Consider the following 24,412-nt stretch of genomic DNA (forward strand, 5'->3'; position numbering starts at 1 on the left):
GGTGAGGTGGTAATCCCCCCACTTTTAGCGGTCGCCAGAAGTGGAGCTAAGCGGCCATCGCCAACTTCATGGCAGGCGTGATGCCGCCGAGCGCCATATTCGGACGCTCGTGGTTGTACGTCCATAGCCAGCGGGTGGCTTTGTCCTGCACCTGGTCGATGGTGTCGAACAGGGTTTGGGCGAGCCAAGCGTAGCGGATGGTGCGGTTGTAGCGTTCAACGTAGGCGTTCTGCTGTGGCTTGCCCGGCTGGATGTGCTCGACCCGGATGCCATGCCGCTGCGCCCAGGACAGCAACGCGCCACTGATGTATTCAGGGCCGTTGTCGCAGCGGATCACGGCGGGCTTGCCGCGCCACTCGATGATCTGCTCCAGCGATCGGATCACACGGGCTGACGGCAGCGACAGATCCACCTCGATCCCCAGCCCCTCGCGATTGAAGTCGTCGAGCACATTGAACAGCCGGAAGCTGCGGCCGTCGGCCAACTGGTCGTGCATGAAGTCCATCGACCAGACCTGGTTGATAGCCTCCGGCACCGCCAGAGGCTCGGGCCGCTCACGCACCAGCCGCTTCCTCGGCTTGATCCGCAGGTTCAACTCCAGCTCGCGGTAGATCCGGTAGACCCGCTTGTGATTCCAGCCAAAGCCCTTCACGTTGCGCAGGTACAGGTAGCACAGGCCAAAGCCCCAGTCGCGATGGGCGGTCGTCAGGCGGATCAGCCAGTCGGCGATCCGGGCGTTCTCCTCGCTGGCCTTGGCCTGGTAGCGGAAGCAGGTCTGGCTCACCGCGAAGGTCTGGCAGGCGTGGCGGATGTTCGTGCGCCCGCTCGTGACCGCCGATTGGGCCATCTCGCGTCGCTGAGATGGCCTCACCATTTTTTTGCGAGCGCTTCCTTCAGCAGGTCGGTACTGAGCTGCGCCTCGGCGTACATCTTCTTGAGCCGGCGGTTCTCCTCCTCCAGCTCCTTCATGCGCGCGACCATGGACACGTCCATGCCGCCGAACTTGCTGCGCCACTTGTAGAACGTGGCCGAGCTGATGCCGTGCTCGCGGCACAGCTCCGGCACGGGCGCACCGGCCTGGGCCTGCTTGAGCACGGCGATGATCTGGCTGTCGGTAAAGCGGGACTTCTTCATGGAACCTCCTCGGGAAAGGGGACGAGAAAATTCCACTTCTGGCGTCTGCTAATGGGCGGGGGGATTACCCAGGTGCTGCACATTCTTGGCGACACCGCGGTGCAGCCGCATCAGTTGAACGCCGATGCGCGCCCGGCTGGGCGCGATCTGATCTATCCGCCGCGGCAGGATGGCCTGTTTTCCGCCAAATAGGCGCCTGCGCTAAGTCCAAGCCCAGACGATCGCCGCAACCGCTGTGTGTGCATCGAACCCTATTCGTGCGGGCTCACAGCAGCGTTGCTTTGACCTTGAAGACTTCCACTGCGCGGGTGAGTTGCGTGGAGTGCTGCTCCAACGCATGCGCAGCGGTGCTGGCGGCTTCGACCAGGCGCACATTGTGTTGTGTGGTCTCGTCCATCTGCGCAATGGTGCGATTGACCTGTTCGATACCGCCGGCCTGTTCCTGCGAGGCGGCGGAGATGTGGGCCATGATGTCGGTGACATGTTGGACGCTGGTGACGACTTCGCCCATGGTGGTGCCGGCGGTGCGCACGAGGGTGGAGCCCTCGGCGACGCGTTGTACGGAGTCCTCGATGAGCCGCTTGATTTCTTTTGCTGCATCCGAGGAGCGGTGCGAGAGCGTGCGTACTTCCGATGCGACGACGGCGAAGCCGCGGCCCTGTTCGCCGGCGCGCGCAGCTTCGACCGCGGCGTTGAGGGCCAGGATGTTGGTCTGGAAGGCGATGCCGTCGATGACCGAAATGATGTCGGCGATGCGCCTGGACGAGGCCTCGATGCCGGACATCTGTTCAATCACCTGGCCGACCACGTCGCGACCGTCCGAGGCGATGGCGGCGGCGCCGCGCGCGAGCTGGTTGGCGCGCGTGGCGTGCTCGGCATTCTGCCTGACGGTAGAAGTCAGCTCTTCCATCGAGGCGGCAGTTTCTTCGAGGCTGGCGGCCTGTTGTTCGCTACGCTGCGCCAGCTCCTGATTGCCGCTGGCGATATCTTCTGCGGCGAAACTGATGCTGTTGGAGGTTGTCTGGATGCGGGTGACGATGTCGGTGAGGCGGTGCACGGTGCTGTTGGCATCGTCACGCACGGAGGCGAACACGCCGTGGAAGTTGCCGGACATGCGCACGGTCAGGTCGCCCTCGGCGATCGCACGCAGCAGCTCGGAGAAGCTGGCCAGGTTGGTGTCGGAGGTGGCCATCATGGTGTTGAGGTTTTCCACCATCAGGCGAAAATCGTGCTCGAACTTTTTCGGCTGACCGCGTTGCGCGAAGTCGCCGGCGCAGGCGGCCTGGGTCAGTTCCTGGATCTGCGCGCTGATGGCCTGCAGGTTGCGCTTGACCTGCTGCATGGTGGCGGTGATGGCGGATTTTTCGCCGGGATACTGCTCGATGTCCTGGGTAAGATCGCCGATCGCGTAGTTGCCCATGACCTCGGTCATGCGCAACTGGGTCTGCACGTGGGCGTGCACGAGTGCGTTGGTGTCTTGCACCATGTCGCCGTACTCGCCGGGAAAAAGCTGCGCGTCGGTGCGATAGCTGATTTCGCCGGCGTCGTGGCGCGCGGCCATGCTGCGTTGCGCGGAGATCACCTCCTGCAGGCGCCGCTGCATCTGCTGCATGGCGCGCAGCAGTTGCCCGGATTCGTCGTTGCCGGTCGTTGCGTCCTGACTGCGCAGGTCGCCGTCGTTGATGCGCTGGGCAAGGCGCAGCGACTGGCGCAGCGGCAGCACCACACTGCGTGTGAGCTGGAACGCGATGCCGGCGCCCAACAGCAGGGCGATGACGGTGGACATCACCATCAACATCGCGAAGCCGCGCGCGGTGGCAACGGCCTGCTTCGCGGCTTGGCGATTTTTGGTTTCCTGCAGGTCGATGAAGGCATTGATGCTGGCCAGCCAGGCGATGAAGGCCGGGCGCGCTTGCTGCAGCAGGTGCTGTTCTGCCTGCGCCTTGTCGGCCGCATCGCGGAACGCGCGCACTTGCGCGATCAGCGGCAGGGTGCGTTGCTCGATGGCCTTGATCTGCTGGAGAATGTCCTTCTCTTTCGCATCGGTCGAGTTGGCGATCATGTCGTCCAGCGGTTGCGCAGCGCGGGCGTAATCGGCCGCGAGCTTGTCGATCGATTGTTCGGCGGCGTGGCGGTTCGCGGGGTCGTCCATCAGCACGACATCGCGCAGAGCGATCGCGCGGTCGTGGACGCTGCCACGGAAGTTGATCGCATAGCGTTGCTTGACGCTGTTGACCTCGTTGATGGCGGTGAGTTGCTGGTCGATGCTGCGAACGCGTTGGATGCCGACCACGGTCAGGATCACCATCAACAGGATGATCGCGAGAAAGCCAAGGGCCAGGCGCTGTCCAATGCGCAGATTCGGGAAGAAATGCATAGGGGTTCGATCGGTGTTCCGACTGGCGGAAGAGCGGGGGAGTCCCGGCAACTGCAGGGAGACGAATACGCACGCGACACCGCAGGAGCCAGCGCAACGCCCGCCCCTGCAGTGGTGTCTCGGCGTGTTCGTTAGCGACCTCTAGCTTTGAAACTGAAGCCGCAGCGTCTGCCGGTTCAGGTGCCGTGGGGCTTTCGATGCGTGCCGCGCGATCTCCTCGCGCGCGCGTGCCGTGCTGCCGCGCTTGGCGCACCGGTACGTGTCAAGGGCGCTTAGGGGTAACGCGAGAGATCCGGCGCCTTGATCGCCGGCGTCATCCACTTTGCAGCGAGGTTCTGCACGCTTGGCTGGCTGGCGAGTTTGAGCGCGCCATGCAGCAGATGGATGCCGAGCCGGCTATGCGGGTTCATCAGGCGCGGGCCGATCTTCGGCACGCCCTGTGCCTGGTCGACCATCGGACGCATGGCGCTGGCGTAGGCAGCGAAGGCTGCGTCCAGAGTGTCGGCCTGGACGATTTCGTTGGCCAGCACATACGCGCCGGTCACTGCCAGGGTGGCCCCGATCCCGGCCAATGGCGTCGCGCACCAGGCCGCATCGCCGGTAAGCACGGTGCGGCCGCTGTGCCAGCGCGGCATGCGTACCTGGCGCAGGGCATCGAAGTAGAAATCGTCGGTGCCGTGCATGCCATCGAGCACGCGCGCCGCCTGCCACCCGGCATCGGCAAAGCGCTCGTGCAGGTAGGCCTTCTGGGCGTCGATGCTCCAGCCCTGTTCGCCTTCGGGTGGTTTCTGCAGCGAGAGCATGGCGCGCGTGGTGCCGTGCCGGTCGGGGCGCAACGAGATGCTGCGCCCGCCGGTGGTGTGGTACCAACGCCACAACCGGTCGTCGTCGGCGCTGCGCGGGATGGTGAAGTAGGCGATGGTCAGGTCCATCCAGCGCGGATCGTTTTCCCCGGGGAAGACCCGTTCGCGCGTCGAAGAGCCCACGCCTTCGGCGACGATCACTGCGTCGAAGCGTTCGCTGCATCCGCTTTCGAAGGTGACGGTTGCGGCATCGCTGCCGGCAGCGTCTTGGATGCTGGCGATGCGGTCGCCGAAACGGTATGCCACATGGCTGCGCGCGGCATCGTAGAGCAGGCGGGCCAGATCGCCGCGCAGGATCTCCAGTTCGGCGGTGGGGCCATCGCCATCGACGTCTTCGGTCTTGAAGGTGGCGACGGCCTGGCCCTGCGCATCGATCCAGGCGGTGCCTTCTTCGCCGGTTCCCTGGGCCAGCGCGGCCTGTTCCAGGCCCATGCGTTGCAGCACCTCTCGGCCGACACCACGCACATCGATGTTCTGGCCGCCATCGCGAAACCGGCTGGCGCGTTCCACCACGGTGACATCGAAGCCACGATGGGCGAGTGTCCAGGCGGCAGTGTTGCCGGCGATGCTGGCGCCGGTGATGAGGATGCGACGCGGCATTGCAGTCACCCAGGGCATGAAATATCAGGCGTGATATTACACGTCCTGGCCGTGACGCTCCATGTTCGCGATCAGCCGATGCATCAGTGCGACGGTCTGCTGCACCTCGTCGGCGGAAAAGCCTTCCAGCGCCACTGCGTTCATCCCCAGCAGCGCACGGCCGCCTAGTTCGGCAATCTTGCGCCCGCGGGCGGTGAGCGCCACCAGCGCGGCGCGGCGATCCTGCGGGGTCGGGGTGCGCTTGATGAGCTTCAGTCCCTCCAGCTTGTCCAGCAGTGCCACCATGGCCGGCTGCTTCACGGCCGAGGCGATGACCAGGTCGCGCTGCAGCATCGGGCCTTTCCAGGACAGCAGCATGATCGGAGCAATCAGCGCCAGCGACACGCCGTGCGGCCGCAGTTCGGCGTCGACCAAACGGTTGAAGACCCGCGCCGCATGGTTGGCCAGATACCCCGGCGCGACCGCAGCCTGCGGATGGATGAGTTCATTCTGATCAAGCATCTGTAAGACCGTGCGTTGCCCTGGAGCCATCGGGCAATGTTACGTCTCCTGCAGTGCGGCATGGCGCTCGATGCTGCGCGGCAACGCGCGCGCCCGGCGGCCTGGCTGCCAGGGCGATCCCGCGCTGCTGTGCAGCCCGATGACGGCAAAACCCCTTGCGCGCAGGTCGACGGCCGTACCGGCCGTGGCGTAGGCTGCGCGCTGCCGCACACGCAGGCGTGGAAGCTGCCTGGTTCAGTCGCCGCCTCCGGGAGTGGCTGGACGCCACCTGCCATAGGCCAGATGATGGGCGAGGACGCGCGGCTCCTGTGTTGCCGATGCGTCATGGGTTGCGGCGATCTGGTCTTTTCAACGGTTGGACATGATGTACGGATGGGTGATGGAGAAGCGCGCAGCAGGCGACCTCGCGGTCGTGCATGGTGCGTGCTGGAACGGCGACCTGCGTGTGGCCGCAATGCAGGGACGTCCTGCATGAATACGGAATTTCCGCACGGCAACAGCGTCATGGCGCAGGCGGTGCGCAGCCACGACTGGGCGGCCAGCCCGCTGGGACCCACCGCTCAGTGGCCATCGCCATTGCGCAACGCGGTCGATCTGATGCTGGGTTCGCCCGAAAGCATGTATGTGGTGTGGGGCGATGCGCTGACCTTTTTCTACAACGACGCCTACACGCCGATCCTGGGGCCGCGCCAGGCGCAGGCGCTGGGCGCGCCGTTGCGTGTGTTGTGGGCCGATGCCTGGGAAGCGGTGCGCGAGCCGATCGAGGCGGCATTCGTCGGCCAGGCATCGCGCTTTGAGGAAGTGCCGATCGGCATGAACCGCTACGGCGTGCCGGAGCAGACCTGGTGGACGTTCTCGTTCTCGCCGATCTATCTGGACGATGGCCGGGTGGGCGGCGCCTTCTGCGTCACCAATGAAGTCACCGCGCGCAAGCTGGCGCAGGCGCGGCTGGCCGACGAACACGAGCGCCTGATCCGCCTGTTCGAGCAGGCGCCGATGTTCATGGCCTTCCTGAGCGGGCCGCAGCATCGGGTGGAGTTCGCCAACCCGTGTTATTCGCGTCTGATCGGCCACCGCGACGTCATCGGGCGGCCGTTGGCCGAGGCGCTGCCGGATGCGGTGGAACAGGGACATGTGCGCCGACTGGACGAGGTGTACCGGTCCGGGCGCGCGTTTTCGGCCAATGCGCTGCCGTACAACGTGCAAGCCGTGCCCGGTGGTCCCACCGAGCGGCGCTTGCTGGATCTGGTCTATCAGCCGATCGCAGGCGCCGATGGCACCATCTCCGGCATCTTCGTGCAGGGCCTGGACATCACCGACCGCATCAGCCTGGAACGCGCGGTGCGCGAAGCCGAAGTGCGCAACCGGCAGATCCTGGACAGCGTGATGGACTACGCCATCATCGCCACCGATATGCACGGGCGGGTGACGTCGTGGAACGAAGGCGCGCGGCGCATCCTGGGCTGGAGCGAGGCCGAGATGCTCGGGGAAACGCTGCAACGTACCTTTACCCCGGAAGACGTCGAGCAGCGGCAGATGCTGATCGAGGCCGCTGCCGCACTGGAAAGCGGCAGCGGCATGGACGAGCGTTGGCACGTGCGCAAATCCGGCGAGCGGTTTTGGGCCAATGGCTCGCTGATGGTGTTGCGCGAAGAAACCGGCGAGGCGATCGGGTTCGTCAAGGTGTTGCGCGACCGTACCGCCGAGCGGCTGGCCAGCGAGGCGCTGCAAAAGAGCGAGCGGCGCCTGGACGCACTGGTACGCGCGTCATCGCAATCGATTTTTTCCGCCAGTGCCCACTGGCGCGACTTGCGCCAATTGGTGGGCGACGGCGTGCTGAGCGACGCGGTGTCGGCCACGCCCGACTGGCAGGCGATGGTGCACCCGGACGACCGCGCGCGATTGGCGCAAGCGCTTGCGCAGGCGACTGCCGCCAAGTCCGGTGTGGATGTGGAATACCGGGTGCTCGGCGCAGATGGGCAGGTGGGCTGGACCTTGATGCGCGCGATTCCGTTGCTGGATGAGCGCGAGCAGATCGCCGAATGGTTCGGCACCTCTGCCGACATCACCGACAAACGCGTGGCCGAAGAGCAGCTGCGGCAACTCACCGAGACGCTGGAAGAGCGTGCGCGAACGCAGCGCGGCGTTGTTGCTGGCCGAAGAGAAGCTGCGTCAAAGCCAAAAGATGGAGGCGGTGGGGCAGCTGACCGGCGGGCTGGCGCACGATTTCAACAATCTGCTCACCGCCATCAGTGTCGGCCTGGAACTGCTGCAGACGCGCATCGAACAGGGCAAGTACGACCGGCTGGAGCGCTATGTGGAAATGGCGCAATCCAGCGCGGCGCGCGCCACCGCACTGACCCAGCGGCTGCTGGCGTTTTCGCGCCGGCAGACGTTGGCGCCCACCGCACTGGATGTGGAGGCGCTGGTGCGCGGCATGCACGACATCATTGCGCGCACGCTGGGACCGTCGATCGCGCTGCAGCTGCATCCGGCGGACCAGGCGTGGCAGGTGCTGGTGGATGCGCCGCAGCTGGAAAACGCGCTGCTCAATCTCTGCATCAACGCGCGCGATGCCATGCCCGATGGTGGGCAGCTCACCATCAGTCTGCACAACCGCGCGCTGGATGCCGCCGCTGCCCAGCAGCTGGATCTGCCGCCTGGCGATTACGTGTGCCTGAGCGTGCAGGACACCGGAACCGGCATGACTGCAGAAGTCATGTCCAAGGTGTTCGAACCGTTTTTCACCACCAAGCCCATCGGCCAGGGCACCGGGTTGGGCCTGTCGATGATCTATGGGTTCACCCGCCAATCCGGCGGGCATGTACGCATCGATTCGGAGGTGGGTGTAGGCACCACCATGGCCTTGTACCTGCCGCGCTTCACCGGCGTGCTGGCGCAGGGCGAGGTGGCACCTGCGGATGCGCCGCTGCAGCGCAGTGCTGCGCACAGTCGCACGGTGCTGTTGGTGGAGGACGAGACCGCGATTCGTGTCTTGATCTCCGAAGTGCTCACCGAGGCCGGCTACCGGGTGATCGAAACCGCCGAGGGCAGTGCGGCGGTGGAGCGCTTGCGCTCGCAAGAGCACATCGATGTGCTGGTGACCGACGTCGGCCTCACCGGCGGCCTCAACGGGCGCCAGGTTGCCGATGCCGGGCGGCAATCGCGTCCTGCACTGCCGGTGCTGTTCGTCACCGGCTATGCGGCCAGTGCCGCGGTGAACGCGGGCCAGCTGGACGATGGCATGGAGGTGTTGACCAAGCCCTTCCAGGCCATCGAGCTGGAGCGGCGGGTGGCGCAATTGCTGGAGCGGCGCGCGCGCTAATCGGTGCCGGTGCTGCGGGTCGTCGGCTGCACCGGCATCGAGGCTTGCAACATGCATGTCGCGGCGAACACGGCGCAACGATGCTGCATGCGTGCGCGGTTGGGCCTGCCTAGAGCGCCGTGTGTACGATGCCCAGCAGATCGCGCAGGGAAAATGGCTTGGTCAACAGACGCATGCCGGTATCCAGAAAGTCGGCACGTCTGGCGATTTCGCCCGCGTAGCCAGTCATGAAGACAATGGGCAGCGCGGGGTAGAGCCTGCGCGCCTGGTCGGCAAGGTCGCGCCCGTTCATGCCAGGCAGGCAGATGTCCGATAGCAGCAGATCGAACGGACATGCCCTGGTGAGTTGCGTGAGCGCATGTTCGGCATCGGCGGACGCCACCACGTGGTAGCCCTCGTCGCCAAGGATGTCTGCAGCCATTTCGCGGATTGCGTCGTCGTCTTCGACCAACAGGATGCGTGCGTTGGGTGATGCGTGAGCCACTGCGGTCCTCGAGCGATCGCAACGCTGCGATGCTTCCAGACGCACGTTAGGCGCGCCCGCGTGACGGCGGCGTGGGATGCTGAGCTACGTTGGATTCATCATCGCTGCCAACGTCATGTGCCACGTCGGCGAATGATCAAAAGACACGGCAAACGTGGTGATTTGCGATACCTGCGGCAGCGATGCCGTGAATCGCGTCAAGTAAAGCAAGCTGATCAATTCAGTCGCGCCCACCGGCGATTACCACGCACGTGTTAAATTCAGTTCTATGAAGAACGTGACGCCAATGATCGCAAACCGCATCACCACTGGCAGCACCGGGCTCGACACTATTTTGCGAGGTGGGCTGCCTGCCAACCGCTTGTACCTGCTTGAAGGCCAGCCTGGTGCCGGCAAGACGACGCTCGCACTGCAGTTCTTGCTGGATGGCGCGGCCAGGGGCGAGAGTTGCCTGTATGTGACCTTGTCGGAAACCATCGACGAGCTCACGGAAGTGGCTGCCTCGCACGATTGGTCGTTGGAGTCCTTGCATATTTTCGAACTGGCATCTGCAGAGGCGTTCCTTGGCGAAGGGCGGCAGCAATCCATCCTGCATCCGTGGGAAATGGAACTGGATGGCACCATCAAGCTCATCCAGGCCGAAGTGGACCGGGTGAAGCCGATGCGGGTGGTGTTCGATTCGTTGTCCGAGTTGCGCCTGCTCGCGCAGGATTCGCTGCGCTATCGTCGACAGGTGCTTGCGTTCAAGCAATATTTCGCGCCGCGCAACATCACGGTATTTCTGGTGGACGATCTCACTGGCGAGCACGGCGAGCGGGATGCGCATTTGCACAGCCTGTGTCACGGGGTGATTTCGCTGGAGCGCACGACGCTGGAGTTCGGCGCGGCGCGGCGCCGCATGCAGGTGCAGAAATTGCGTGGCGTGGATTTCATCGCCGGCTATCACGACCTGGCCATCGTCACCGGCGGCATGCGGATCTATCCACGGTTGATCGCCTCCGACCACCACCGGCCATTTGTCGGCGAGCCGGTACCGAGCGGCGTTGAGCGCATCGATGCATTGCTGCACGGCGGCCCGTTGCGCGGGACCAGCACGCTGGTGACCGGGCCAGCCGGCTCGGGCAAGACCAATCTGGCCCTGCAGTTCGTGGTTGCCGCGTGCGAGCGCGGCGAGCATTGCTGCGTGCTGGAGTTCGACGAGCGCACCGGCACCTTGTTGAAGCGTGCCGAAGGCCTGGGCATGGATCTGCGCAAATATATGGATGCGGGTCTGCTGGAGTTGCATCAGATGGATCCGGCCGAAGTCACGCCGGGCGAGTTTGCCTGGACGGTGCGTGGCAGCGTGGAGGAGCGCGCATGCCGCATTCTGGTGATCGACAGCCTCAACGGGTATCTGGCCTCGATGCCGCAGGAAAAGCAGCTGATGTTGCAGATGCACGAGCTGCTGTCGTATCTCAACCAGAGCGGTGTGACCACGTTCCTGATCAACCCGCAGCAGGGGCTGGTCGGCAGCATGGGCACCAGCAGCACCCTCAATGTCTCCTACATGGCCGACACCGTCGTCTTGCTGCGCTTTTTCGAGGCGAAAGGACGCATTCGCAAGGCGTTGTCGGTGATCAAGAATCGCAGCGGCGCACACGAAGATGCGATCCGCGAACTGCGCATCGGCAACAGCGGTCTGCAGCTGAGCGAGCCGCTGGAGAAATTCCACGGCGTGTTGACCGGTACACCGCAGTTTGTCGGAGACGACGGCCCATTGCTGGATCGTCCCCTTGACTATCTGTGACGCGGACGGCTCCATCGTCCATATCGTCGCGCCGTTCGGCCGCGATGCGCACAGCATTGCCAGCATCGTTGGCGAACGCGGACTGATATGCCGGGTCCATGCCACGCTGGGCGCGCTGGCAGGCGACCTGCACGATGGCTCCGGCGTGGTGGTGCTGACCGAAGAAGCCATCCGTGGCGACCTGCATGCGCTGTCGAACATCCTGCAAGGCCAGCAGGCCTGGTCGGACATTCCGTTCGTGTTGTTGCGTACGCCGCGTGGTACGCACAACCGCCGGCAGGTGCGGCTGCCGGCCGACATGACCAACGTCATCGAGTTGGAGCGGCCGCTGAGCTCGGCCTCGTTGCTGAGCGCCATCTCCACCGCGTTGCGCGCACGGCAGAAGCAGTTCGTCATCCGCGACCAGCTGGCCCAGTTGGCCGAAAGCCGCGCCGCGCTGGCGCAGAGCGAGGCCGAACTGCGCCGTGTGACCGATGCGCTGCCGGTGCTGATCGCTTTCATCGACAAGAACCTGGTGTACCGCTTTGCCAACCGTTCCTACGAGGACTGGATTGGGGTGCCGCCTGCCAATGTGATCGGACGGCCGCTGGTGGATGTGGTGGGGCCTGCGGTGGTCGAACAGCGCCGCGCCTGGATCGAGGCCGCGCTGGCCGGGCAGACCCTGACCATCGAAACCAGCTGGCCGCATGCCGATGGCCGGCGCCGCGATGCGGAAATCCGCTACATGCCGCGCTTTGATGCAGACGGCAAGGTAGATGGATTCCATGTGTTCGCCACCGATGTGACCACGCGTGCGCTGGCGCTGGAATCGATCCAGCAACAGGCCAACCTGCTGGAAGCCAAGGTGGCCGAACGGACCGCCGAGTTGCAGCAGCAGATGCTGGCGCGCGAATCCAGCGAAGCGGCACTGCGCCAGGCGCAGAAGATGGAAGCGGTCGGCCAGCTCACCGGCGGCATCGCACACGATTTCAACAACATGCTCACCGGCATCTTGTCTGCGCTGGATCTGGCACGGCTGCGCATCGACCAGGGGCGCACCGAAGGGCTGGGCCGCTTTCTGGATGTGGCTTCCGCCTCGGCATTGCGCGCAGCTGCGCTTACCCAGCGCCTGCTGGCCTTCTCGCGGCGTCAGTCGCTACAGGCGCGGGATCTGCAGTTGAACGATCTGGTGGTGTCGCTGCAGGAGTTGCTGGCGCGCACGCTGGGCGAATCGGTGCGTCTGGAGATCGATCTCTGTGCGGAGCTGCCGCAGGCGTACGTGGACGAAAACCAGCTGGAAAGCGCACTGATCAACCTGGCCATCAACGCGCGCGACGCCATGCCCGACGGTGGGCAGCTGCGTATCGCAACCCGGCAGCTGCAGGTGGAAGATCAGCCGCTGGAACTCGGGCGTGGCATCGCCTTGGCGCCTGGGAATTACGTGGTGGTGTCGGTCGCAGACACCGGGACCGGCATGCCCGCCGACGTGCTTGAACGCGTGTTCGAACCGTTCTATACCACCAAGCCGATCGGCCAGGGCACCGGCCTGGGCATGTCGATGATCTACGGCTTCATGCAGCAGTCCAACGGCCAGGTGTGGGTGGAGTCGCAGCCGGGCACGGGCACCACGGTCAGCCTGTATCTGCCCGCCGGGGTTGCGGCGCAGACCGCAGCGCCGCAGACGCAGAGCGATGCGGTGCTGGCAGGGCAGGGCCAGCAGGTGCTGGTGGTGGAAGACGACGAGCAGGTGCGGCTGCTGGTCACCGAGCTGCTCAGTGAGCTGGGTTACCAGGCCGACGTGGTGGCCGACGCGGACGCGGCGCTGCCGATTCTTGCCTCGCCACGCCGGATCGACCTGCTGGTCACCGATGTCGGCCTGCCGGGACTCAACGGACGCCAATTGGCCGAGATCGCGCGGCAGTCGCGGCGCGATCTGCCGGTGATCTTCATGACCGGCTACGCGGAAACGGCGCGCGACCGTGGCGAATTTCTCGGCGAAGGCATGAGCATGATCGCCAAGCCATTCACGCTGGGCGAGTTCAGCGGAAAGCTGCACGATGTGCTGGGGCCTTCGGTCTGAGCACGGCTGGCGCGATGTGGCGAACCAGTTGAGCGTGGATGCTGCATGGGAGCGACGTGTACGAGTGGTCGCTTTCGCTCTCGGGTCACGCGCTGCTTGTCTCGCAATTGCACGGCCTTTCGGTGGCTGCATTCCAGCTGGCAAGGTTGCGCGAGACACTGCAATGCGATGACGGCGATTTGCCGCCACTGCACGGCACGATGCGTCGCGCTTGATTGTGCGATGCGCTGAGGCGGAGTGTTTGCGCCAGGTGCCGCGTCTATCGCGTGACCCGGCTGCTTGGCATGCTGCACGCGCTGTGCAATTGCACTGCGTTGCGGCCATCGCAATCAGACCGCAGCACGCAGGGGGCGTTGCTCAGCGCGTGCCACGCGCGGACTGCCGCGCGCTGGCCATCGATTCGGCCACCGCGATCTTGTCTGCCACCGCCTTCTGCATCGGCGATCCGGTTTCCAGCAAACCGTGCAGATGCCGCCAGTGCGCAGTGGCTGCGGCGAAGTCCTGCTGTTGAAAATCGCTGATGCCCAGCAACCAGAGCCCACGCTGGTTGTCCGGCTCGCGTGCGATCACCTGCTGCAAGCGTGTGCGCGATGCGGCGTCGATGGCGAAATCGTTGCGCGTGGCCATGTCCGCCGCCACCCAGCCCACAATGGCGGCGCTGATATCGGGAGCGATCTTGAGCGCTTGTGCATACGCCTCGCGCGCTTCGGCGGGTCGGTCGTTCTGCTCGAATGTCTTGGCTTGCTGCATGAAGCGATCCAGCGCCTGCGCCTGCGCATCGGCAGTGGTGCTTGCCGATTGCGCCTGCCCCGCAGCCGCAGACGGTGGCAGTGGGACGATGTGGGCTGGCTGCGCTGCATACACCTGCGTCACGATCGCCTCCGGCGCGCCCACCAGCCGATACAAGCCCGCCGTGGCCAGCGGCACGCCCAGTCCCAGCAGAATTGCCCAGCGGTAGCATGCATCACCGCTGCCGGTGGGGCGGCGCAGCAGTGGTGCCAGCAACAGCAGCAAGGCCAGCGCCACCAGCACGGCACTTGCGATATAAAAACCCGCCATCACCATTCTTCCTCCCCTTGCGGCGCCACCGGCGTCCCGGCACGCGCACGGTGACGCATGGTGTGGACGACCACGCCGGCACCTGCAGCCAACATCAGCGCCGGCCCGAACCACAGCAGCCAGGTGCCGCGTTTGACCGGTGGGTCGTACAACACGAAATCCGAATAGCGATCGACCATGTACTGCTTGATCTGCGCATCACTCTTGCCGGCCTGCAGTTGCGCGAACACCTGATGCCGCAGATCGCGCGCCAGGCTGGCGTTGGAATCGGCCAGGTTTTCGTTCTGGCAGACCAGGCAGCGCAGTTGCGCGGTCAAGCGCTGGAAGCGTGCTTCTTCGCTGCGGTTCTTGAACGGCAGCGGGTCCACGGCCTGCGCCGCCAGCGAGGGCGCCAGCAGCATGCCAAGCAACAACACCAGCAACAAACGCACACGGCGGCCGTGCGCGCGCCAATGCCAGCGCCAATGCAACACGCGTGTTTGAAGCGCCGAGGCCATCACGGTGTGCCCTTGCGCAGCGCGGCGATGGCCGGCAGCAACTCGTCGTCGATGGCATCCGGGGTCAGCACGCCGATGTGCTTGTAGCGGATCATGCCTTGGGCATCGATCAGGAACGTTTCCGGTGCACCGTAGACGCCAAAGTCGATGGCGGTCTGGCCGGCTTCATCGGCGATCACCACTGCATACGGGTTGCCAAGGCGCGCGAGCCAGGCGGTGGCATCGGCGGGCACGTCCTTGTAGTTGTAGCCGATCAGCGGCACGCCAAGCCGGCTGGCCTGGGCCATCAACACCGGATGTTCGTGCACGCATTCGGCGCACCAGCTGCCGAATACATTCAGCACGTAGGGTTTGCCCAGCAACTGCTCACGGCTGACGCGTTGCGCGGGCAGATCCAGCCGCGGCAACGAAAACGCCGGTGCCGGTTTGCCGAGCAATGGCGATGGCACCTCGCGCGGATTGTGCTGCATGGTCCGCAGGATGCCGACGCCGAACAGCGCCGCCAGCAACACAAAGCCCAGCAGGGGCAGCAGACGATTCACGGGTGCGATTCCTGTGCGATGACGAGCGCTGGTTGCGCCGAAGAGGCGGCCGCGGTGTGTGCAGTCACCGGCGCACGAAAGCGGCGTGCGCAGGCGCTGACAAAACCGCCGAGCATCATCAGCAGGCCGCCGGCCCAGATCCAGCGAATGAAGGGTTTGTAATACAGCCGCAGCGTCCAGTCGTCTTCGATGTGCTCATCGTCCAGTGGCTCGCCCAGGGCCACATACAGGTCGCGGGCGATGCCGGGATCGATCGCCGATTCGGTCTGGATCCGCTCGCTGCTGTACAGGCGTTTTTGCGGATGCAGTTGCGCGACGAGCTGGCCGCTGCGGCTGACCTGCACGCTGCCTTGTTCGGCTTTCCAGTTTGGCCCATCCACCAACTGCACCCCATCGAAACGGAAGCTGTAGCCGGCGATCTGCGCCGACTCGCCGGGCGACAGCCGCACATCGCGTTCTATCGACAGGCTTTCGGAGACCAGCACGCCGGCAATGAACACCGCCACGCCCGCATGTGCGATCAGCATGCCGGCCATTTCCGCCGGAAAGCGCCGCCCGCGCGGCATGTCGCGCCATCGTTTGACCATGTACAGCGCAGTGCCCGCAGCCACCCATGCGGCCACGCCCATGCCGGCGATCGCCTTGGCCTGGCCATCGGCAAACACACTGCCGACCAGGGCACACGCAATTGCGGCGATGCCGGCGCGCGTGCCAAGTGCTTTCAATGGTGCTGCTTCGGCCTTGCCCCAGCGCAGGTACGGGCCGAACGGCAGTAACAGCGCCACCGGCAACATCAACAACGGAAACAGCAGGCCGAAGTAGGGCGGCCCAACCGAGACCTTGCCCAGCGCAAACGCGTCGGCGATCAGCGGGAACAAGGTGCCCAGCAACACCATGGCCGCAGCCACGGTGAGCAGCAGGTTGCCCACGAGAATGCCGGTCTCGCGCGAGGCAGCGGCGAACGGTTTGCCGCTGGCGATCTTGGGCGCGCGCAGTGCATACAACAGCAACGAGCCGCCGACCACCGCAACCAGAAAGATGAGGATGTACAGGCCGCGGCGCGGATCGGCCGCAAACGCGTGCACCGAGGTCAGCACGCCCGAGCGCACCAGGAAGGTGCCCAGCAACGACAGCGAAAACGCCAGGATCGACAGCAGGATGGTCCACGCGCGCAGGCTGCCGCGTTTTTCGGTGACCGCCTGGGAATGGATCAACGCAGTGCCTACCAGCCAGGGCATGAAGCTGGCGTTTTCCACCGGGTCCCAGAACCACCAGCCGCCCCAGCCCAGTTCCGCATAGGCCCACCAGCTGCCGGCGACGATGCCGGCGGTGAGACAAGCCCAGGCCACATTGGTCCACGGCCGCGCCCAGCGCACCCAGGCCTGTTCCAGCTCGCCGCCGAGCAATGCCGCCACGGCGAATGCGAACGCCACCGAAAACCCGACATAGCCGGTGTACAGCACTGGCGGGTGGAAGCTCATGCCCGGGTCCTGCAACACCGGATTGAGCTCGTTGCCATCCAGCGGAATCGGCGACAGCCGCCCGAACGGATTGGAGGTCAGCAGGATGAAGGCCAGAAAGCCCACCGAGATCAGCCCCAGCACCGCCAGCACGCGGGCGGCAAAAGGCTGCGGCAGGTGCCGGCTGAAGGCGGCCAGCAGCACCGTCCAGGTGGCCAGGATGGCGATCCACAACAGCAGCGAGCCCTCGTGGGCGCCCCACACCGCAGCGAAACGGTAATACCAGGGCAGGGCGATGTTGGCGTTGGCAGCGACATAGCCCACCGAAAAATCCAGCGACAACAACGACCAGGCGAGCAGGCCGAACGCCATCCAGACGAACACCGCCTGGCCCACAGCCGCAGGCCGCGCGATGCCCATCAACGCGGTGTTGCCGCGCCAGACACCGATCAAGGGCAGTACGCCCTGGGCGAGCGATAACAGCAATGCCAGGATCAGTGCGATCTGGCCGAGCTCAGGCGTCATGGGCGGACCGCAAAGAGAAACGGAAGGGAATCATCGACGTGCGTGGTGCCCGCTGGCCGCGCTTCAATGCGGCGCGGCCAGCGGTGCGGCGGTGGCGGGAATCGGCTTGCCAAGGTGGCCCTCGGCCATCGCATCCTTCAGCTCTTTCGGCATGTAGGTCTCGTCGTGCTTGGCCAATACTTCGTTGGCCACAAAGCGCCCGGCCTGCATGCGCCCGTTGGCGATGACCGACTGGTTGTCGCGAAACAGGTCCGGAAGAATGCCGGTGTACTCCACCTGGGTCGCCGCGTGTTTATCGATGACGGTGAAGCTGACTTTCAGCGAATCGCTGGAGCGCTGGATCGAGCCGGCCTTGACCATGCCACCGAGGCGGAATTGCCGGTAACCGGCCGCTTCCCCCGCGCGTACCTGGCTTGGGGTGAACAGGTAGCTCATGTTCCGCTGCAAAGCGAACACGATGAGCGTGACGGACAGCGCGGCGGCGGCCAGTACGCCGATCACCAGCCACAGACGTCGCTTGCGCGTGGCGTTCATGGCGCGTCGCGCTCCAGTGCCGGTGCCGGTTGATCGCGTACACGCCGCGGTGCCTGCCGCTGCAACTGGCCGCGCAGTTCGCGCGGCAGCCGGCGGCGGCGCAGCCAGGGCGCTGCAAGATCGGCCAGCAGTACCAGCACGAACAATGCGTAGGCGGTCCACACGTACTGGCCGTAGCCGCCCATCGCCAGAAAGGTGCTCATGCGGTGCGCTCCGTCAACACGATGCGGCGGACCCAGTCCTTTCCGCTTTCCAGTGCCAGCAATTCCACTCGCACGCGGCCGAACAGGCTCGCAACGTAATAGCACTTGGTGGCCAGCATCATGGTCAGCAGCGGCCACAGCATGTCTGCGCTCATCTTGGAGGGGCCGAGCAGGCGCACGGTGGACCCCTGGTGCAGCGTGTTCCACCACACCACCGAGTAATGCACGATGGGCAGATTGACCAGACCCACCAGTGCGAGCAGGCCGGCGGCGCGCGTGGCCTGGCGGCGGTCTTCCACCGCGTGGTACAGGCCCAACACACCGAGGTACAAGAGCAGCAGCAGCAACTCGGAGGTGAGCCGCGCATCCCAGGTCCACCAGGTGCCCCACATCGGCTTGCCCCAGACTGCCCCGGTGCACAGGGTGATGAAGGTGAAGGCTGCGCCGATCGGCGCCGAGGCCATGGCGACCACCTCGGCCAGCTTGATTCGCCACACCAGCGCAATGAACGCCGACACGCCCATTGCCGCGTAGATGAAAAGACTCATCCAGGCACTGGGCACGTGGATGAAGATGATGCGGTAGGCATCGTGCTGCTGGTAATCCGGCGGTGCCAGTACCAGGCCGCCGTAGGCTGCGACCGCGCCGAGCAGCGCGGCCAGCCCCAGCGACCACGGGCGCACGCTGCCGGCGACACGATAGAAGGTCGGCGGCGAGCTGAGTCGATGCAGCCACAAGGGAATCCACTTGGCCATGCCGGTGCCGTCAGTTGGAGTGTTTGGCGTGAGATGCCAGCGCCTGCACTGCGGCGCCGGCGTTGACCTGCAACTGCCCGTCGGAGACCTTGCTGGTGCGCTGCATGAGTTCGCGCAACGCCTTGGCATCCATCGATGGTTGCAGCGACAACAGCAGCGCGGCCATGCCGCTGACATGTGCGGTGGCCATCGACGAGCCGGAGGTGAAGTCGTAGCGTCCGTTCGGTTGCGTGGTCAGGATGTCCTTGCCCGGCGCGCTGAGCACGCCGGGCATGGCCGGTGTCGCGCTGCTGCTGCGCACGACCAGCACGCCGGGTACGTCATTGGGAAAGCCATCCAGACGCCCGTTCGGTGGCATTGCCGCCACCACGATGCGGCCCTGTTGCACCAGCTGCTGCAGCATCTTGCTGAGCAGTGGATCGGCGGGGCCGCCCAGGCTCAGGTTGATCACGCGCGCGGAGCTGTTGTCGATCGCCGCCAGCGCCTTGGCCAGGGTGAAGGTATTGCAGCGTGCGGTGGCGCCGACCGTGGGCGCGTACCAGCACGCCTTGTAGATACTCAGCATGGCCTTGGGTGCCATGCCGACGATGCCCTGGTGATTGTTGCTGCCGGCGGCAATGATGCCGGCCACTTCGGTACCGTGCGAATCGGTGCTGGTCTTCACCGGTTTGTCGTCGACCAGATCGTGCACGTCGCGGATGCGCGCCTTCAGATCGGGGTGGTCGGTGTCCACGCCGGTATCGACGACCGCGATCACCACGCCGCGGCCCTCGGTCACGGTCTGCGCGCTGGCGGCATCGGTGTCGATGAAGCCGCGCTGCATGTCCACGTACGGGTCGTTGTAGCTGGACAGCGAGGTCGTCTTTTCCGACGCATCGGCGGAGAACACCGAAAAATCCTGCACTGGCTGCACCAGCTCCACGCCTTCGTCGTCGGCCAGTGCACTGACCAGTTCATCGCGCGACACGCCCGGCGGCGGTTGCAGCACGGCGCAATACAGGCCCAGCGAGGTGATTGGCCAGGCCGAGACTTCGCGCAGTTTGTAGCGCTGCTTGATGCTGTCCATGCGCGCGGCAGCCTTCTGGCCGGCGCCGTAATAGCTGGATGCGTAGCCGATCAGGCTGGAGCCGGCGCGGGCCGGTGGCGCGGCGAGCGGGTTGGCCACCGCCAGCAGGATGTCGCGGCTGCTGTCGGGCGTTTGCGCATCGGCCAGTGACGGGGCGTTGCCGGCAACATCCGTCGCCGGCTCCTGCAGGGCTGCGGCAGCGTGCGCGTTGGAGGGCGCGCCCAGACCGGTGAACGCGGCGATCAGGCCAATGGCGAACAGGCGATTCATGGGGCCGAGACGATCTCCGCCAGCCGGATGCCCGGGGTGGCGCGTAGTTGCTGCAGGGTCTGCTGCGGTTGCGCTGGGGGCTGCGGTGCGGCAGGCACCACGGTGTAGGCGCCCATTTCGTTAGGGCCGCCGACCACCTGCAACTGCTGCGCATGCAGCAGCCGGTCCCAGTCGGCCACGGTCATCCTTGCGTCCGGCACCACGCGGATGGCGCCCTGCGGCACCGGCAGGGCCGCGACGCTGCTGAGCGTGCGGTAGTCGTGCGATGGCGCGGGCGAGGCCAGCTTGACGCCCATCACGCCCAGCCCGATGGCCTGGACCAGCGCGGCGGCGGCCAGGGCGCGTACCGTCCAACTGCCGGAGCGGCGTGCAGCAGGCATGCGCGCAGGCGCGCTGTGCTGCTCCGGTGCATCCAGGCGGCCGAGCAGGCGTTGCAGACCGGCGCTCGGGTCCAGCTTCACTGTCGAGGGCAGCGCCAAGGCCTGGCGCAGGCGGTTCTGCTGGGCGAATTCGGCGCTACATGAGGCGCACTTGGCCACGTGCGCGATCAGCCAGGTGTTTTCTTCCTCGGTGGCACTGTCCAGCAGCACCGCCGGCATCAATTCCCAGGCGTGCGAGCATTCCTTGCCAGGCGCGATGAAAAACGTCTTCATTGCATGGTCTCCGTGTAAGGGGCGCCGCCGGCCAGGCCGGGCAGCACATTGCGTAATTTGACCCGGGCGTGGAACAGCCGGGCTTTGATGGTGCCCACCGGGCACTGCATGATGTCGGCCACTTCTTCGAGCTTGTGGCCGACGCCGTAGACCAGTTCGACCACCAGGCGCTGGTCCGGCGACAACCGTTCCATGCCCTTGTCCAGCCAGTCGCGCAGTTCGCGGTCGTCGTTGTCGTCGGCGCTGGGGGCGTGGTCTTCCACCAGGGCGGTGTCGTCGATGGCTTCGCCGTCATGCTGGCGCAGGCATTTGAGTCCGCAGCGGTAGGCGATGCCCATGATCCAGGTGGAGACCTGCGAGTCGCCGCGGAAGTCGCCGGCCTTTTGCCAGGCGATCCAGAAGCAATCGTTGATGGCCTCTTCGATAATGTCCGGGCGGCGGGTCAGCCGCGACAGGAAGCGGCACAGCCGGCCGTGATAGCTGTGGTACATGCTGGCCAGCGCGTCGCGATCGCCCCCGGCCATGCGGCGCAACAGCATGCGGTCGGTGGCATCGCCCAGGGTGTCGGTGTCATTCATCGGTGCAGGCATGGCGGGTAACCCACGTCAGTGCGCGCAGGCAGGCAAAAGGTTGCGTGTGGATCAGAAGGTTCTGGCGACCGTGCCCAGCCACGGCATGTCGCCGGGGCCGCCCTGCATGCGCGGGGTATTGCCGCTGGTGAGGATGCGCTCGGCTTTCAGTGTCCATCCGGCGCGGTTCCACTTCAGGCCCACCTGGCCGTACTGATAGCGGCCGGAGCGCGCTGCACCGTAGGCCATGGCCGGAAAGCGCGACGAGCCGGCACCGAGCGACAGGCTGACATCGTGGCGCAGCGGGACGTTGGCGGTGATGTCGAACGCCACGTTCCACGGCGACCGGTCGGCCCGCGGGAAATTGAAGGTGGACAGCGAAAACGTCAGCAGGTCGCGGTAGGACCAGGCCAGGCTGGCTTCCTGGCGGTCGAAGGTGCGCGTGGCGCGGTCGGTCGGGTAGCCGTAGTAGAGCAGGCTGGCCTGCATCTGCCAGCGGTCGTCCAGCATCCAGGCGCGCCCGAGCTGTGCGGTGACCGCGACCGGATCGCTCCAGGCCGGGGACTGCAGCGCCACCGAGGTGGACACCGACCAGCCGGGGGCGGGCAGCCAGTAGCCGGCGGCCTGCACGGTGACCTTGTTGGGCGCGATCGAGATGCCTCGGTCGATCAGGCTGGAGGTCAGGGCGACTGCACCGCCGAAGTCCTTGGCCAGGGCGCTTCCGCAGGCGCCAGCTGCCAGGGTGAGCAACAGCCACTGCACCAGCGTGCGGTGCCGGTGCGGTTGGCGACGCACCCGCGGTCGGCATGGTTGCTGGGCGGACGCGGCCGGCCGCGCTTCGCACCATGGGTGGCGTGCGGCACTGTCCAGCAGTGCGCCCACGCAGAAACCCGCGCGGGCGCAGTCGCGTCGCGGTCGGGAGGGGAGCGGCTTGGAAGCTGGAACGGTGGGCAATGGCGTGGGGCGGTGTGTCAAACAGGGACGCTATGGTGCCTCAGGTCGGCGGACGAGACCACCGCAGCGGCGGCGATTGCGTCCGGATACGCGAAGGCACCGCGTCGGGCAACGCGAATCCATCCTGGTCGGCCGGTGGCGGCCGCCTGCAATACCTGGCTGTGCGGCGGCCGCCACCGGTAGGGTGCCACGGCTGGGCGCGTTGGTAATCGACGCAGCCACGCCACCGGCGGAGCACGCGATGCAGGTGGTGCCCGCAGGACAGACGGCCGGGACCGCGGGCACACGCGCGGTGCGATTGGCGCGCCATCCGTCCGCCCCCTCGGGCGACGACGCGCCATGCCGCGTAGCCCGCGCCTATTTCAAGGTGTTGAGGTAGGCGATCAGTGCGTCAAGCTCCTTCGGGTCGTCCAGGCCGTCGTACTTCATCTTGGTGCCCGGCAGCGCCTTGGACGAGGACTGCGGCAGATAGGTCTTGAGCTGGGCCGGGGTCCAGGTCCACTTGCTGTTCTTGAGCACGTCGGAATAGCCGGCAAAGTCGGCGACGGTCCCGGCTGGGCGTCCTGCCACGCCGAACAGCGATGGGCCTTTCTTGTTCTTGCCCGGTTTGACGCTGTGGCACTCACCGCATTCGGTGAGGAAGACGCCAGCGCCGTCGGCGGCGTATGCCGAGGGCACGGTCAGTGCGCCCGCCAGCATCAGGCCGGCCAACGGGACGCACAACACGGAGAGTTTGCGGGGTGGGTTCATGTGGATCCGTACAGGTGCGGGAGGGATCAGAAGGCCAGGTTGACCGACAGGGTGAAGCTGTCGAGATCGCGCGGATTGGTGATCGGCGGGCCGCGGAAGACGTTGGAGGTACTGCCGTTGAACTTGTCGAAACGGAACCAGCCGGCGGACACGCGCAGGTTGGCCATCGAGGTGTAGGTGCCGTCCTTGCCGAACGGGGTCCAGTACAGCAGGATCAAATTGCTGGTGGTGTCCGGGATACCCACCGGCGAATAGCGCGCCGCATCGAACGAGCCGCTGTTGATCATGTGCGCGGCCAGCACGCCGTAGCTCTGCTTGAAGGCGTAGTTCATGCTGAGGGTCTGATCGCGCACGCTGCCCCGGTCCAGCGCCGGCATGGTCGGGTCGGTCGACATCAGCGGGCTGCCGTATTTGCGACGCTCGTAGATGTTGACGTAGGCCAGCGACAACACGTGCTCGCGGGTGCCGAGGAACTGGTAGGTCAGGTCGTAGCCGAAATCGGTGAGGTCGTCGCTGGGCCCGGTTCGCAAGGGCTGGCGGCGCGTATTGAGCGCGGTCAGGCCCACCGAGAAGAACTGGCGCTTCATGTCCTTCATGTAGGCAAGACGCGCGTAGCTGGTGCCGCTGAGCTTGCCCGGGTCGCCATTGACCGGCCAGCCGAGGCGATCCTGCGCAGACGGCGACAGCGCGCTGTAGCTGCCCACTTCGCCGTACCAATTGCGGTCATACAGGCCGTAGACGCTGGCGCCGATGACGCGGTTGGACAACGCCGAGGAGCTGAGCATGGTGGAGGCGCCGCCATTGGAGGCGGGGGTGAGCGTGGAGGCATTCGGCAACACGTGCACCGGATCGGAAATGCCCGGGTTGTTGTTGACGCTGACACCGATCATGGTGTCCTTGCCCGCCATCTGGAACGGTTTGCTGACAAAGCGCAGATCGACGTCGTCCAGGCGCGTGTCGAAGGTCGCATTGCCGCTGTTGTTGGAGCGGATCTTCGAATAGCCACCGATATTGTCGTTGAGGCGGCCGCCCAGATACAGATCGGCCTCGCGCAGGCGCGAGGTGCTGTCGCCGCGGCTGGGGTTATTGCGCGACCAGGTGAGCTGGCCGGACACCGGGATCTTGGTGCCTTCGCCATCGGTATCGGTAAAACCGCCGAGCTTGAAGCGCATGCCGTAGGGCGTGAGCGAGGGACCATACGAACCGACATGGCAATCGGCGCAGGACGAGCCGGTCTGGCGCGCGAACGAGGGAATCGCCTGCGCCTGCGTACTGGCCAGTAGCAACAAGGGGCCGGACACGCACAACAAGGACGTCAGGCGGGCGGTACGCGTCGCGGTGCAACGCGGGGCGGGCTGGAAAGCGGGCATGGAAAGTCCTTGTTCGACGGTGCGGGATGCAGCAGTGCGGGAATGGGCGAAGAAACGAATGACAGGCGGCCGGGAA

Annotated in this window: 21 protein-coding genes and 1 pseudogene; 4 read left to right on the forward strand and 18 right to left on the reverse strand. The window is 65.7% G+C overall.

The genetic code is table 11. The features are described 5' to 3' along the window. Positions 1–46: 46 nt before the first annotated feature. Positions 47–1,134 (reverse strand): IS3-like element ISXac2 family transposase gene (locus tag ACCQ00_RS08570; protein ID WP_099770626.1). Its coding sequence is split into 2 segments (ribosomal slippage): positions 47–882 and positions 882–1,134, totalling 1,089 coding nucleotides; the frame shifts between segments, so codons are not numbered across the junction. A gap of 51 nt (positions 1,135–1,185) precedes the next feature. On the opposite strand from ACCQ00_RS08570, the gene ACCQ00_RS08575 reads away from it, so the two are divergent. Beyond that, the gene (locus ACCQ00_RS08575; RefSeq protein ID WP_157926048.1) at positions 1,186–1,326 is read left to right on the forward strand and encodes a hypothetical protein; all 141 of its coding nucleotides are present in this window, start codon (positions 1,186–1,188) and stop codon (positions 1,324–1,326) included. 73 nt (positions 1,327–1,399) lie between these two features. Here ACCQ00_RS08575 and ACCQ00_RS08580 read toward each other — a convergent pair whose 3' ends face one another. The 3 genes from ACCQ00_RS08580 to ACCQ00_RS08590 all read right to left on the reverse strand — a co-directional run bounded on the left by ACCQ00_RS08580 (position 1,400) and on the right by ACCQ00_RS08590 (position 5,475). Continuing rightward, entirely contained in the window at positions 1,400–3,511 is a 2,112-nt protein-coding gene (locus tag ACCQ00_RS08580; protein ID WP_039569274.1) for a methyl-accepting chemotaxis protein, read from the reverse strand. A 272-nt stretch (positions 3,512–3,783) separates the two neighbouring features. Then, entirely contained in the window at positions 3,784–4,974 is a 1,191-nt protein-coding gene (locus tag ACCQ00_RS08585; protein ID WP_039569276.1) for an FAD-dependent monooxygenase, read from the reverse strand. Between the two features lie 36 nt (positions 4,975–5,010). Next, positions 5,011–5,475: a MarR family winged helix-turn-helix transcriptional regulator gene (locus ACCQ00_RS08590; RefSeq protein ID WP_039569278.1), complete on the reverse strand. Its 465-nt coding sequence runs from the start codon at positions 5,473–5,475 to the stop codon at positions 5,011–5,013. Positions 5,476–5,946: 471 nt separating this feature from the next. Between ACCQ00_RS08590 and ACCQ00_RS08595 the strand changes: the two are divergent. Next, positions 5,947–8,800, forward strand: a pseudogene (locus tag ACCQ00_RS08595) (hybrid sensor histidine kinase/response regulator). 109 nt (positions 8,801–8,909) lie between these two features. Here ACCQ00_RS08595 and ACCQ00_RS08600 read toward each other — a convergent pair. Continuing rightward, positions 8,910–9,254 (reverse strand): response regulator, encoded by a 345-nt coding sequence (locus tag ACCQ00_RS08600; RefSeq protein ID WP_017155051.1) that lies wholly within the window; start codon positions 9,252–9,254, stop codon positions 8,910–8,912. A 298-nt stretch (positions 9,255–9,552) separates the two neighbouring features. On the opposite strand from ACCQ00_RS08600, the gene ACCQ00_RS08605 reads away from it, so the two are divergent. Both ACCQ00_RS08605 and ACCQ00_RS08610 read left to right on the forward strand, forming a co-directional pair. Beyond that, positions 9,553–11,070: an ATPase domain-containing protein gene (locus tag ACCQ00_RS08605; RefSeq protein ID WP_039569282.1), complete on the forward strand. Its 1,518-nt coding sequence runs from the start codon at positions 9,553–9,555 to the stop codon at positions 11,068–11,070. After that, positions 11,057–13,129, forward strand: a complete 2,073-nt coding sequence (locus ACCQ00_RS08610; protein WP_039569283.1) for an ATP-binding protein — start codon at positions 11,057–11,059, stop codon at positions 13,127–13,129. The genes ACCQ00_RS08605 and ACCQ00_RS08610 overlap by 14 nt, the downstream gene beginning before the upstream one ends. Positions 13,130–13,486: 357 nt before the next feature. On the opposite strand, the gene ACCQ00_RS08615 is transcribed toward ACCQ00_RS08610, so the two are convergent. The 13 genes from ACCQ00_RS08615 to ACCQ00_RS08675 form a co-directional block, all read right to left on the reverse strand. Then, on the reverse strand, positions 13,487–14,194 hold the full coding sequence (locus tag ACCQ00_RS08615) for a tetratricopeptide repeat protein (RefSeq protein WP_039569285.1): 708 nt from the start codon (positions 14,192–14,194) through the stop codon (positions 13,487–13,489). Further along, on the reverse strand, positions 14,188–14,685 hold the full coding sequence (locus ACCQ00_RS08620) for a cytochrome c-type biogenesis protein (RefSeq protein WP_017159160.1): 498 nt from the start codon (positions 14,683–14,685) through the stop codon (positions 14,188–14,190). The genes ACCQ00_RS08615 and ACCQ00_RS08620 overlap by 7 nt, the downstream gene beginning before the upstream one ends. Further along, complete coding sequence (locus tag ACCQ00_RS08625) at positions 14,685–15,227, reverse strand: DsbE family thiol:disulfide interchange protein (RefSeq protein WP_017155056.1); 543 nt, start codon at positions 15,225–15,227, stop codon at positions 14,685–14,687. The genes ACCQ00_RS08620 and ACCQ00_RS08625 overlap by 1 nt, the downstream gene beginning before the upstream one ends. Next, a complete protein-coding gene (locus ACCQ00_RS08630; RefSeq protein ID WP_039569288.1) occupies positions 15,224–17,212 on the reverse strand; it encodes a heme lyase CcmF/NrfE family subunit in 1,989 nt (662 codons plus the stop codon). The genes ACCQ00_RS08625 and ACCQ00_RS08630 overlap by 4 nt, the downstream gene beginning before the upstream one ends. Before the next feature lie 63 nt (positions 17,213–17,275). After that, positions 17,276–17,746, reverse strand: a complete 471-nt coding sequence (ccmE, locus tag ACCQ00_RS08635) for a cytochrome c maturation protein CcmE (RefSeq protein WP_039569290.1) — start codon at positions 17,744–17,746, stop codon at positions 17,276–17,278. Beyond that, positions 17,743–17,949, reverse strand: coding sequence for a heme exporter protein CcmD (ccmD, locus tag ACCQ00_RS08640; RefSeq protein WP_039569300.1), 207 nt, complete (start codon positions 17,947–17,949; stop codon positions 17,743–17,745). The genes ccmE and ccmD overlap by 4 nt, the downstream gene beginning before the upstream one ends. Then, positions 17,946–18,704, reverse strand: a complete 759-nt coding sequence (locus tag ACCQ00_RS08645; RefSeq protein WP_039569303.1) for a heme ABC transporter permease — start codon at positions 18,702–18,704, stop codon at positions 17,946–17,948. Before ACCQ00_RS08645 ends, ccmD begins: the two co-directional genes overlap by 4 nt. A gap of 10 nt (positions 18,705–18,714) precedes the next feature. Then, on the reverse strand, positions 18,715–20,040 hold the full coding sequence (locus ACCQ00_RS08650; RefSeq protein WP_022559570.1) for a S8 family peptidase: 1,326 nt from the start codon (positions 20,038–20,040) through the stop codon (positions 18,715–18,717). After that, positions 20,037–20,693, reverse strand: a complete 657-nt coding sequence (locus tag ACCQ00_RS08655; protein ID WP_007964107.1) for a zf-HC2 domain-containing protein — start codon at positions 20,691–20,693, stop codon at positions 20,037–20,039. Before ACCQ00_RS08655 ends, ACCQ00_RS08650 begins: the two co-directional genes overlap by 4 nt. Next, positions 20,690–21,283, reverse strand: a complete 594-nt coding sequence (locus ACCQ00_RS08660; protein ID WP_007964109.1) for a sigma-70 family RNA polymerase sigma factor — start codon at positions 21,281–21,283, stop codon at positions 20,690–20,692. Before ACCQ00_RS08660 ends, ACCQ00_RS08655 begins: the two co-directional genes overlap by 4 nt. A gap of 51 nt (positions 21,284–21,334) precedes the next feature. After that, positions 21,335–22,057, reverse strand: coding sequence for a TorF family putative porin (locus ACCQ00_RS08665; protein WP_039569309.1), 723 nt, complete (start codon positions 22,055–22,057; stop codon positions 21,335–21,337). A 516-nt stretch (positions 22,058–22,573) separates the two neighbouring features. Further along, entirely contained in the window at positions 22,574–22,966 is a 393-nt protein-coding gene (locus ACCQ00_RS08670) for a c-type cytochrome (RefSeq protein WP_372354107.1), read from the reverse strand. A 26-nt stretch (positions 22,967–22,992) separates the two neighbouring features. Next, the gene (locus ACCQ00_RS08675) at positions 22,993–24,336 is read right to left on the reverse strand and encodes a hypothetical protein (protein WP_017155064.1); all 1,344 of its coding nucleotides are present in this window, start codon (positions 24,334–24,336) and stop codon (positions 22,993–22,995) included. Positions 24,337–24,412: the final 76 nt, after the last annotated feature.

The organism is Xanthomonas sp. NCPPB 3761 (genome assembly GCF_041475705.2).
Classification (GTDB): Bacteria; Pseudomonadota; Gammaproteobacteria; order Xanthomonadales; family Xanthomonadaceae; genus Xanthomonas; species Xanthomonas phaseoli.